This is a genomic window from Streptomyces sp. NPDC001194 (assembly GCF_042896985.1).
In the GTDB taxonomy this organism is placed as follows: domain Bacteria; phylum Actinomycetota; class Actinomycetes; order Streptomycetales; family Streptomycetaceae; genus Streptomyces.
The window spans coordinates 379,057-390,429 of sequence record NZ_JBIAXU010000003.1 but is presented as its reverse complement, the minus strand read 5'-3'; the positions used below and the strand labels follow the sequence as shown (position 1 = coordinate 390,429).

9 protein-coding genes and 1 tRNA gene are annotated in these 11,373 nt (G+C 71.1%); 5 read left to right on the top strand and 5 right to left on the bottom strand.

The window, feature by feature from the left end:
* Nucleotides 1–116 precede the first annotated feature (116 nt).
* The 5 genes from ACFY1T_RS09825 to ACFY1T_RS09805 form a co-directional block, all read right to left on the bottom strand.
* Complete coding sequence (locus ACFY1T_RS09825) at nucleotides 117–1,592, bottom strand: peptidoglycan D,D-transpeptidase FtsI family protein (protein WP_390787728.1); 1,476 nt, start codon at nucleotides 1,590–1,592, stop codon at nucleotides 117–119.
* Complete coding sequence (locus tag ACFY1T_RS09820) at nucleotides 1,589–3,013, bottom strand: FtsW/RodA/SpoVE family cell cycle protein (protein WP_030857665.1); 1,425 nt, start codon at nucleotides 3,011–3,013, stop codon at nucleotides 1,589–1,591. Before ACFY1T_RS09820 ends, ACFY1T_RS09825 begins: the two co-directional genes overlap by 4 nt.
* Nucleotides 3,014–3,047: 34 nt before the next feature.
* Nucleotides 3,048–4,508, bottom strand: a complete 1,461-nt coding sequence (locus ACFY1T_RS09815) for a Stp1/IreP family PP2C-type Ser/Thr phosphatase (RefSeq protein WP_390787727.1) — start codon at nucleotides 4,506–4,508, stop codon at nucleotides 3,048–3,050.
* Nucleotides 4,509–4,649: 141 nt separating this feature from the next.
* On the bottom strand, nucleotides 4,650–5,153 hold the full coding sequence (locus ACFY1T_RS09810; RefSeq protein WP_030857660.1) for an FHA domain-containing protein: 504 nt from the start codon (nucleotides 5,151–5,153) through the stop codon (nucleotides 4,650–4,652).
* 10 nt (nucleotides 5,154–5,163) lie between these two features.
* A complete protein-coding gene (locus ACFY1T_RS09805) occupies nucleotides 5,164–5,979 on the bottom strand; it encodes a DUF3662 and FHA domain-containing protein (protein WP_030857658.1) in 816 nt (271 codons plus the stop codon).
* Nucleotides 5,980–6,271: 292 nt separating this feature from the next.
* Here ACFY1T_RS09805 and ACFY1T_RS09800 point away from each other — a divergent pair.
* The 5 genes from ACFY1T_RS09800 (at nucleotide 6,272) to ACFY1T_RS09780 (ending at nucleotide 11,364) form a co-directional block, all read left to right on the top strand.
* Nucleotides 6,272–6,354 (top strand) — tRNA-Leu (locus tag ACFY1T_RS09800).
* A gap of 224 nt (nucleotides 6,355–6,578) precedes the next feature.
* Nucleotides 6,579–8,255: a sensor histidine kinase gene (locus ACFY1T_RS09795; protein WP_390787901.1), complete on the top strand. Its 1,677-nt coding sequence runs from the start codon at nucleotides 6,579–6,581 to the stop codon at nucleotides 8,253–8,255.
* 8 nt (nucleotides 8,256–8,263) lie between these two features.
* On the top strand, nucleotides 8,264–8,923 hold the full coding sequence (locus ACFY1T_RS09790; protein WP_390787726.1) for a response regulator: 660 nt from the start codon (nucleotides 8,264–8,266) through the stop codon (nucleotides 8,921–8,923).
* 90 nt (nucleotides 8,924–9,013) lie between these two features.
* Complete coding sequence (locus tag ACFY1T_RS09785) at nucleotides 9,014–10,483, top strand: DUF2252 domain-containing protein (protein WP_390787725.1); 1,470 nt, start codon at nucleotides 9,014–9,016, stop codon at nucleotides 10,481–10,483.
* A 71-nt stretch (nucleotides 10,484–10,554) separates the two neighbouring features.
* On the top strand, nucleotides 10,555–11,364 hold the full coding sequence (locus tag ACFY1T_RS09780; RefSeq protein ID WP_390787724.1) for a J domain-containing protein: 810 nt from the start codon (nucleotides 10,555–10,557) through the stop codon (nucleotides 11,362–11,364).
* Nucleotides 11,365–11,373: the final 9 nt, after the last annotated feature.

Genomic DNA, 11,373 nt, shown 5'->3' with positions numbered 1-11,373 from the left:
CGTGACCACAGCCTGATACCGGACCGGTACCGTACGCTCGGATCCGGGCGGGAACAGTGATGTGGATCACTCCGGTTCGGCTCTCGCGCCGCTGTCGGCCCCTTGCGTCCCTTCCGTCAGCCCTTGTTCTGGTTCTTGAGCACGGCTTCCATGACGGCCTTCGCGACGGGGGCCGCGAGACCGCCACCGCTGATGTCCTCGCGGTCGGCGTCGCTGTCCTCGATGACGACGGCGACGGCGACCGGGGAGCCCTTGTCGGTCTTGGCGTAGGCGATGAACCAGGCGTAAGGGCGCTTGGCGTTCTTCTCGCCGTGCTGCGCGGTGCCGGTCTTGCCGCCGACGGTGACGTCCTTGATCTTGGCCTTGCCGCCGGTGCCGTTCTCGTTCTCGACGACGTTGACCATCATCTGCTGGAGCTTCTGCGCGTTGGCGGGCGAGAGCGGGCGGCTCATCTCCTGCGGCTCGTGCTTCTCGATGACGTCGAGGTTCGGCGCGGTGAGCTGGTCGACCATGTACGGCTTCATCAGCTTGCCGTCGTTGGCGACGGCCGCGGCGACCATAGCCATCTGCAGCGGGGTGGCGGCGGTGTTGAACTGGCCGATCGCGGAGAGCGAGTTGCCCGGACGGTCCATGTTCTTGTCGTAGACGCTGGCGAACGCCCGGACCGGGGTGTCGATCTTGTCGTTGTTGAAGCCGAACTTCTGCGCCGTCTCCAGCATCTTGTCCTTGGTCACCTTGTCGGCGACGTTGGCGAAGACGGAGTTGCAGGAGACCTGGAGCGCGAAGTTGAGCGTCGCCTTCTCGCAGTTCTTGGCGTGGTTGACCATCGGGGTCTTGGTCGTCGGCAGGAAGAACGGCTCGGGGGTGTCCGTCGGCGCGTTGATGTCGGTGACGACGCCGTGCTCCAGCGCGGCCGCGGCGGTGACGACCTTGAAGGTCGAGCCGGGCGGGTAGGTCTCGCGCAGGGCGCGGTTGACGAGCTTCTTCTCCGGGCTGTCCTTCAGCTCGACCCAGTTCTTCTCGTCGGTCTTGGAGTTGCCGGCGAAGAGGGAGGGGTCGTACGAGGGGGTGCTGACCAGCGCGAGGATGGCGCCGGTGCGCGGGTCGATCGCGGCGACGGCGCCCGTCTTGTCGCCGAGCTTCTCGTACGCGGCCTTCTGCGCGTCGGGCAGCAGCGTGGTGACGACGTTGCCGCCGGCCTTCTTCTCGCCGGTGAACATGCCGATGGTGCGGTCGAAGAACAGCCGGTCGTCGTTGCCGGTGAGGATCTTGTCCTCCAGGGACTCCAGCTGGGTGGAGCCGAAGGCCTGGGAGGCGTACCCGGTCACGGGTGCCCACAGCGCGCCGTCGTTGTAGACCCGCTTGTACTTGTAGTCGCTGCCGTCGGTGGCGGCGGAGCCCGTGATGGCCTGGCCGCCCGCGACGATGATGTTGCCGCGCTGGGTGGCGTACTGGGCGATCTGGACCCGGCGGTTCTCCTTGCGGGTGCTGAGGTCCTCGGCCTGGACGTACTGGAGCCAGTTGGTCCGGATCAGCAGTGCGAGGACGAGCAGCCCGCAGAAGATCGAGATGCGGCGCAGGGGCTTGTTCATGACGGACGGACCACCTGGGTCATCTCGGAGTCGGGGGACGGTGCCGGTGCCGGGGCGGGGCGGCGTGCGGTGTCGCTGATCCGGATGAGGATCCCGATGAGGGCCCAGTTCGCGAGGACGGACGAACCGCCGGACGCGAGGAAGGGCATGGTCATGCCGGTCAGGGGGATGAGGCCCATGACTCCGCCGGCGACCACGAAGATCTGCAGGGCGAAGGCGCCGGAGAGACCGATGGCGAAGAGCTTGCCGAAGGGGTCGCGGGCGGCGAGGGCGGTGCGCACACCGCGCTCGATGATCAGGCCGTAGAGCAGGAGGAAGGCCATGACGCCCGCGAGGCCGAGCTCCTCGCCGACCGTGGAGAAGATGAAGTCGGAGTTGGCGGCGAAGCCGATGAGGTCGGAGTTGCCCTGACCCCAGCCGGTGCCGAGGACCCCGCCGGAGCCGAAGCTCATGATCGACTGGCCGACCTGCTCGCAGGCGCCCGACTTGCTGTAGCAGGCGAAGGGGTCGAGCCAGGCGGTGACACGGGCCTTGACGTGGCTGGCGGTCGCGCCGACGACGGCCGCGCCGGCCACGCTCATGACCAGGCCGATGACGATCCAGCTGGTGCGCTCGGTGGCCACGTACAGCATGATCACGAACATGCCGAAGAAGAGCAGCGAGGTGCCGAGGTCGTTCTCGAAGACCAGGACGAGCAGGCTCATCGCCCAGATCATCAGGATCGGGCCGAGGTCGCGGCCGCGCGGCAGGTAGAGGCCCATGAAGCGGCGGCTGGCCAGTGCGAGGGCGTCGCGCTTCACCATCAGGTAGCCGGCGAAGAAGATCGCGATGACGATCTTCGCGAACTCACCGGGCTGGATGGAGAAGCCGGCGACGCTGATCCAGATCTTCGCGCCGAAGACGTCGGCGCCCAGACCCGGGATGACGGGCAGGATCAGCAGCACCAGCGAGGCGGCCATGGAGATGTACGTGAAGCGCTGCAGCGTGCGGTGGTCCTTGAGGAGCAGCAGCACGGCGGCGAACAGGGCGATGGCGAGCGCCGTGTACATCATCTGCCGGGGGGCCGACTCGGAGAACTGGCCGAACTGGCGCTTGGCCAGGTTCTGCAGCCGCTCCGACTGGTCGAGCCGCCAGATCAGGACGCAGCCGAGCCCGTTGAGCAGCGTGCCGATCGGCAGCAGCAGCGGGTCCGCGTACTTCGCGTAGCGGCGCACCACGAGGTGGGCGATGCCGGCGAGGACGGCCAGGCCGCCCCCGTACGCGATCATGCCCGGCGGCAGCTTGCCGTGGATCGACAGGCCCACGTTGGCGTAGGCGAAGATCGGGATGACCACGGCGAACGCGAGCAGCAGGAGCTCGGTGTTCCGCCGGCTCGGCAGCTCGATGGCGCCGATGGTGGTCGTGTTGGTGACAACGCTCATGGTGTGGCAGGCCCCCTGTGCCCGCGGGTGTGTACTACTGCTTGCCGCAGAGGCCGACCAGCGACTGCTCCGTGGGAGACAGGCTGGGGCCGGGTGCCGGTGGGTTCTGCGCTTCCGCGGCGCGGCGCTCCTCGTCCTTCTTGCACGCGGTGACCTGGACGCCGAGTTCGTCGATCTTCTGACGGGCGCCGTCGAGGCTGGTCTCGGTGATGGTGGCCTCGACCAGCTTCCGCTTGAAGGGCGGCAGGTACTTCAGTTCGATGTCGGTGCGGTCGGTCTCCACCTTGGAGAGCTCCAGCGGCCCGAGGTTCTGGCTGATGCCGCGGAAGAGCGCCACGTGCTCGCCCTTGACGCCGATGTAGTACTGCGTCTGGGTCCAGCGGTGGGCGGCGTAGAGACCGCCTCCGGCCACACCGGCGACGATCAGCAGGATCAGGGTGCGGGTGGTCCACTTGCGCCCTTTGCTGCGGCGCCGGCGGGGGCGGTCGTACGTGTCCTCGTAGCGCGAGTCGTCCTCGTACGGGTCGGGTTCGCCGAAGCTGCCGTACGTGCCGCCGCCGCCCTGGCTCTGGTCGGGGTATCCGTAGCCGGGGGCCTCGCCGCTTCCGGGGGGCCCGAAGGCGCCCGGCGGGGGGGCCTGGCGGCCCAGGCCGGAGGCGCGGCCCGCCGGGGTCTGCATGGCGTTGCCGTCGAAGAGCTGGTGCTGGTTCTCGGCGACCGCGCCGACGACGACCGGGGTGTCGTTCAGCTGGGCGGCGAGGGTGTCGCCGCTGTCGGTGTCGAGGACGTCCGCGACGATGCAGGTGATGTTGTCCGGTCCGCCGCCGCGCAGGGCGAGCTGGATCAGGGCCTGCACGGTCTCGTGGGGGCCGTGGTAGTCGGCGAGGGTCTCTTCCAGGGTCTGGTGGGAGACGACGCCGGACAGCCCGTCGGAGCAGATGAGGTAGCGGTCGCCGGTGCGGACCTCCCGGATGGAGAGGTCGGGCTCGACGGTGTCACCGCTGCCGAGCGCCCGCATGAGGAGGGAGCGCTGCGGGTGGGTGGTGGCTTCCTCTTCGGTGATGCGGCCCTCGTCGACGAGGCGCTGCACCCAGGTGTGGTCCTGGGTGATCTGCGTGAGGACGCCGTCGCGGAGCAGGTAGGCGCGGGAGTCGCCGACGTGGACGAGACCGAGGCGCTGGCCGGTCCACAGGAGCGCGGTCAGGGTGGTGCCCATGCCCTCGAGCTGGGCGTCCTCCTCGACCATGACGCGCAGCTGGTCGTTCGCGCGCTGCACGGCGGTGGCGAGCGACGTGAGGATGTCGGAGCCCGGGACGTCGTCGTCGAGCTGCACGAGGGAGGAGATCACCTCGGAGCTGGCGACCTCGCCGGCGGCCTGGCCGCCCATTCCGTCGGCGACCGCGAGGAGACGGGGACCGGCATAGCCGGAGTCCTCGTTGCCCTCGCGGATCATGCCCTTGTGGGATCCGGCGGCGAACCGCAGGGACAGACTCATGCGCACCTGCCCAGTCGATTCCTCCGGGTACAACCGGTCTCGAGCCACACTGCCCACCCTCCGGTCGGGAGCGCGCTCGGGTCCGTGTCCTGGGTGGTCCGGACTGCCGCGGCTCGCTCGCTCCGCTCGCTCATTCTCGTACTACTTCCGCAGCTCGATGACGGTCTTGCCGATGCGGATCGGGGCGCCCGGCGGAATGGGCGTCGGGGTGGTCAGCCGGGTCCGGTCGAGATACGTGCCGTTGGTGGACCCGAGATCCTCGACGATCCACTGGCCGTCACGGTCGGGGTAGATCCTGGCATGGCGGCTGGACGCGTAGTCGTCGTCCAGCACGATCGTTGAGTCATGTGCCCGGCCGAGCGTGATCGTCTGCCCCGCGAGGGCGACCGTGGTGCCCGTGAGGGTGCCCTCGGAGACGACGAGTTTGGTCGGCGCTCCGCGGCGCTGGCGCTGCTGTGGCGGCGCCGCGGCCTGGCGGCCGCCTTGCGCCGGCGCTCCGGACGCGTTCCCGCCGCGGCGTGAGCCGCGCTGCGTGACGCGCGTACCGAAGAGGTCGCTGCGGATGACCTGGACGGCCACGATGACGAACAGCCACAGAACGGCCAGGAAACCCAACCGCATGACCGTCAGGGTCAGCTCTGACATTGCCCCCGCTTCACCCTTCGGCTTGCCGGTAAATGATGGTGGTGCTGCCCACGACGATCCGCGAGCCGTCGCGGAGCGTAGCGCGGGTGGTGTGCTGCCCGTCCACCACGATGCCGTTGGTGGACCCGAGATCCTGGATCGTCGAGGGCGTTCCGGTCCGGATCTCACAGTGCCGGCGCGAGACGCCGGGGTCGTCGATCCGCACGTCGGCTTCGGTGCTTCGGCCGAGTACGAGCGTGGGGCGCGAGATCTGGTGGCGTGTGCCGTTGATCTCGATCCAGTGGCGCCGGGTGGCGCCTCCGGCGGGTACGGGGGCCGGTCCGGCGGCGCCCGGCCGGCGCGCGGCGGCGCCCGGGGGCGGTCCGGCCGGCATCGGCGGTGCGGAGACCGGCGGGTAGCCGTAGCCGCCCGGCTGGTTCTGGGGGGCTGCCTGCGGCGGCGCCTGGGAGGTGCTGGAGGCGAGCGTGCGGCTGCGGACCCGGTAGAGACCGGTGTCGAGGTCGTCGGCCTTCTCCAGGTGGACCTTGATCGGGCCCATGAAGCTGTAGCGCTGCTGCTTGGCGTAGTCGCGGACGAGGCCCGCGAGCTCGTCGCCGAGCTGCCCGGAGTAGGGGCTCAGGCGCTCGTAGTCGCCGGTGCTGAGCTCGACGATGAAGTCGTTCGGGACGACCGTCCGCTCCCGGTTCCAGATCGTCGCGTTGTTGTCGCACTCGCGCTGGAGGGCGCCGGCGATCTCGACGGGCTGGACCTCGGACTTGAACACCTTGGCGAAGGTGCCGTTCACCAGACCTTCGAGTCGCTGCTCGAACCGCTTCAGGACTCCCATGGGGCACCTCCTCCGTCGTTGTCGCCCTGTACTGCTTACTGATCGTATCCACGCGTGGCGGATTCGGCTGGTTCCCCCTGGGTCCCATGCGCATGAGTGTTGGTACTCACAAGGGATCGTAGGGGCGCTCAGGGGACAGTGTCCCGCACCGGGAGCGCGGTGCGGGAGGGGCAATCGGACCCGGGCTCGGAGGTGCCGGGAAAGCGATGTGAATCCACCCCGTCCGACGTGCTAATGTTTCGACGTCGCCAGGGGAACGGCCCGAAAGGGAAGATCCACTGGAGAGCTGCTCGGGCGAGTGGCGGAACGGCAGACGCGCTGGCTTCAGGTGCCAGTGTCCTTCGGGACGTGGGGGTTCAAATCCCCCCTCGCCCACATCGACGAAACGGTCGTCATCGCGAAAGCGGTGGCGGCCGTTTCGCATTTCCCGTCCCCCCGTGGGGTGTTGATCGCGTGCGCGGCGATCCCGGGCAGTACGCGGGGAGTTGGGGCTACCCGGTGTCCGCCGGACGACTTTCGTCGCGGAGGGCACGACGAAAGAGGGCGGTCCCGCGGGGGCGGCGGTGTCTAGGGTCGGGCGCGTGGATGCGACGGCGAGGATGCGAGCGGGCTGGGACTGGCTGAAGGGGCCCGAGCCGTGGACCCCGCGGATGCTGGCGGGCGACCTGGTGCTCGCCGGGGTGATCGCGCTGCTCGGGCTGGGGGTCGAAGAGCTCGACAACGGCGGCGTGCAGCGGATGGCGGCCAGCGCCGCGGCTGTGGTGCTGCTCACGTTGGGGCGGCGCCGGCTGCCGGCGGCGACGCTGATCGTCGCGTCGGCTGTCTCCCCGTTCCTGCCCGGCTCGTTCCTGATCACCATCCTGCTGGGCTGGTCGGCGGGGCGCCGGATCGTCGGGGTGGGCCGGGCGCTGACCGCGTTCACCGTGGCCTTCCTCGCCGCCGTCTCCTTCGGCGTGCTGCAGGCGTGGTCCGACCAACGGCCCGTACTCGTGATCGTGTTCTCCACCCTGATGTTCCTCGCCATGACGGTCATGCCGGGTCTGGCCAGCCGCTACTGGTCGCAGCGCCGCACCCTGCTCCAGGCGCTCCAGGAGCGCAACGGGCAGCTGCTGCGGGAGCGCGTGATGGTCGCCGGGCAGGCGCGGCTGCGGGAGCGCCAGCGGATCGCCCAGGACATGCACGACAGCCTGGGGCACCAGCTGGCGCTGATCGCGGTGCACACCGGCGCCCTGGAGGTGGACCCGCAGCTCACCGACCGCCAGCGCGAGGCGGTGGGCGTCCTGCGGCAGGCCTCGGTCGCGGCGATGCACGAGCTGCGCGAGGTCGTCGGGATCCTGCGGGACGGCGTCGAGGCTCCGGCCCCGGCCGAGGAGGCGCAGCCCGCGGCGCGCGGGGTGGCCGGGATCGCCGGGATCGTGGAGGCGGCGCGGAGCGCGGGGACCGACGTGCGGATGGCCGTGTCGGGGCGGCCGAGGCCGCTGGTCGCGGCCTGTGACCACGCGGCGTACCGGATCGTGCAGGAGGCGCTGACCAACGCGTACAAGCACGCCTCGGGGGCGCCGATCACGGTGGAACTGCGGTACGAGGACGATTCGCTGGTGGTGGAGATCGCCAACGGACCGGCGGCCGGGCCGGGCGTCGGCGCGGCGGTCTCGGGCGGGCAGGGGCTCACCGGTCTGCGGGAGCGGGCCCGGCTCGTCGGCGGGATGGTGCACGCGAGCGGGACCGAGGACGGAGGGTTCCGGGTGGCCGGCGTGCTCCCGTACGGGGCCGAGCCGGCCGGAGTGGAGGACATCGCCGACGACTTCGGGCAGCAGGCGCAGGCCCTGGCCCAGGCCGGGGGGTTCGCGGTGGCGCCGCCGCCGATGGACTGGGCCGCCGTGGACCGGGAGCTGGCCGTACGGGGCCGCAGCCGGGCCGGGGGCGTCGCGATGGGCTGCGGGATCGCCGTCGCGGCGGTGGTGCTGCTGGTGATCGTGATCGGGGCCGGGATGGTGCTGCTCGTGGGCTCGGCGGGCAGCGCGATGATCAGCCAGGCCGACTACGACAAGGTCCGGGTGGGCGAGTCGGAGGAGGCGGTCCGCAAGCAGCTGCCCGACGGCAACAGCTTCATGACCGACGGCCTGGACCGCAAGGGCCCCGAGCGGCCCGCGGGTACGGACTGTCTGGCACTGCTGTCGACGGACGACTCGGGGCTGACCACCAATACTGTTTTCCGGTTCTGCTTCAAGGACGGCAAGCTCGTCGACAAGCAGGCGTACGAGTCCGAGCAGTAGGAGCACGGGTGACAGCCAAGGTGATCCGCGTGGTGATCGCTGACGACGAGCCGCTGATCCGGGCGGGGATCAGGATGATCCTGACCTCGGCCGCGGACATCGAGGTCGTCGCCGAGGCGGCGAACGGCCGAGAGGCCGTGGACCTGGCCCTCGCGCACACGCCGGACGTGATGCTGCTCGACATCCAGATGCCGGTGATGGACGGGCTCGCCGCACTCGGCGAGCTGGGGCGGGCGGCGCCGGAGGTCCGGGCGCTGGTCCTGACCACGTTCGGGGAGAAGGAGAACGTGCTGCGGGCGCTGGGCTCGGGCGGCGCGGGGTTCCTGCTGAAGGACACGGCGCCGGGCGAGCTGATCGGCGCGGTCCGGGCGGCCGCGGCGGGGGACGCGTACCTCTCGCCGGGCGCGACCCGGCACGTGGTCGACCAGCTGGCTTCGGGCCAGGGCGCGGCGCGCGGCGAGGCGGCCCGGCGGCGGGTGGCGGAGCTGAGCGAGCGGGAGCGCGGGGTGCTGGCACTGCTGGGCGAGGGACTGTCGAACGCGGACGCGGGCCGCCGGCTGCACATGAGCGAGGCGACGGTTAAGACGTACGTGAGCCGGATCCTCTCGAAGCTGGGCTGTGAGAACCGGGTTCAGGCCGCCCTGCTGGCCAGGGACGCCGGGCTGTAGATACGGTCAGGCCAACTTGATGTTGTCCGGCCGGGCGAATGCATGGGGTCAGGCCGAAAAGCACGACGGGTACGGGCGGGGGCGGCACGGATGGTGGCGGTACCGGAGCAGCGGGTTGCGGAGCCGGACGGGGCGAGAAGCCGGACGGTTTCCAGGGCGGCGGGAGCGCCGTCCGGTGGGCGAATACCGGCCGTCGGCGGGTTCGCGGCGCGGGTCGTCGCCGGCTCGCCCAAGGAGGCGGGCAAGGCCCTGCGCCTGCGGGTGCCGCGCTCGGCGCACGCGCACTTCGAGGCCCCGGCCGGGCGGCCGGACGCGGTGCGGGCGGTGGAGGAGTCCAACGTCGGCCGGGTCCCCGAGCTGGCGCCGATCCGGGTCGGCCGGATGGCCGCGAACCCCTTCGCGTTCCTGCGCGGGGCGGCCGGTCTGATGGCGCACGACCTGTCCGGCGGCCCGGTGACCGGTGTCGGCGCGCAGATCTGCGGTGACGCCCACGCCGCCAACTTCGGCCTGTACGGGGACGCCCGGGGCCGGCTCGTCATCGACCTGAACGACTTCGACGAGACCGTGTTCGGCCCGTGGGAGTGGGACCTGAAGCGGCTCGCGACCTCGCTGGTCCTGGCCGGACGGGTGGCCGGCGCGGACGAGGACACCTGCCGGGCCGCCGCGCACGACACCGTCGGCGCGTACCGCCGGACCATGCGGCTGCTGGCCAAGCTGCCGGCGCTGGACGCCTGGAACGCCATCGCGGACGAGGAGCTCGTCTCGCACACCGACGCCCGCGACCTGCTGGGCACCCTGGAGCGGGTCTCGGAGAAGGCCCGCAACAACACCTCGGCGCGGTTCGCCGCCAAGTCCACCGAGGCCGGCGCGGACGGCGCCCGTCGCTTCGTGGACGCGCTGCCGGTGCTGCGCCGGGTCGGCGACGGGGAGGCGGCGGCCGTCGCGGCCGCGCTGGGCCCGTACCTGGAGACCCTCCAGGGGGACCGGCTGCCGCTGCTGGCCCGGTACGCGATCCATGACGTGGCCTTCCGGGTGGTGGGTACCGGGAGCGTCGGCACCCGCTCGTACGTGGTGCTGCTGCTGGACCACCGGGGCGAGCCGCTCGTGCTCCAGGTGAAGGAGGCGCGGCCGTCGGTGCTGCTGCCGTACCTGCCCGCGCTGGGCTTCGAGAGCGCGCCCGAGGAGCACGAGGGCCGCCGGGTGGTGGCCGGGCAGAAGCGGATGCAGGTGGTCTCGGACATCCTGCTGGGCTGGACCACTGTGGAGGGGCGGCCGTACCAGGTGCGGCAGTTCCGCAACCGCAAGGGCAGCGTGGACCCGGCGGCACTGGCTCCGGAACAGATCGACGACTACGGCCGGATGACCGGCGCCCTGCTGGCCCGGGCGCACGCGCACAGCGCCGATCCTCGGCTGCTGGCCGGGTACTGCGGCAAGAACGACGAGCTGGACGAGGCGATGGCCACCTTCGCCGTGGCCTACGCGGACCGGAGTGAGGCGGACCACGCGGACCTGGTCGCCGCGGTGAAGTCCGGGCGGATCGAGGCGGAGGCCGGGGTCTGAGCGGGTCACGTTCGCGGGTCGATGTTTCACGTGAAACATCGACCCGGGCCGACCGGCCTTAGGCTGGCCGGGTGAGCGAGCAGCAGAACGAAGAGACGGGCGACGAGCGACCCGAGGCGCGCCTGGAGCGGGCCGTCCGGGCCGCCGAGCAGGCGCTGATCGAGTTCGAGATCGCGGTGGAGACCTTCCGGGTGGAGGTGGAGAACTTCTCCCGGCTCCACCACCAGAAGCTCGGCCCGATGTACTCGCGGCTCGACGAGCTGGATGCGCTGATCGCCGAAGCGAAGGCGGAGCGCAGCGGTGATCCCGAGGATCTGCGACGGGCCCGGGACGCCCGCTCGCTGGTGATGCCGATGCCCGGTGTGGACGAGCTGTTCCACGACTGGATGGACTCGGAGGGCATCTCCGACGACGCGTCCGCGATGCTCACCGACCGTCCGGTGCGGCCCCCGCAGCGGGTGCGGCCGACGGAGGAGGTACGCCGCATCTACCGCGAGCTGGTCCGCCAGGCGCACCCGGACCTCGCCCGGGACGAAGCCGAGCGGGAACGCCGCGACGCCTTCATCGCGCGGGTCAACGCGGCGTACGGGCGGGGCGAGGAGCAGCTGCTGCGCGAGCTGGCCGAGGAGTGGGCGGCGGGTCCCGTTCCGGATGCCGTACGGCAGCTCAACGAGAGCGAGGAGCTCTACGCCCGGCTGGAATGGCTGGCGCGGCGCAAGGAGCTGCTGTCGACGGTGGCGCGCGAGCTGGAGGACAGCGCGATCGGATCGATGCTGCGCATGGCTCCGGAGGACCCGGACCGGCTGCTGGAGGAGATCGCCGAGCAGCTGCTCGCGGATGTCGCGAAGCGTGAGGCGGAGCTCGCCGCGCTCGTTGGATAGGTTTGGGAA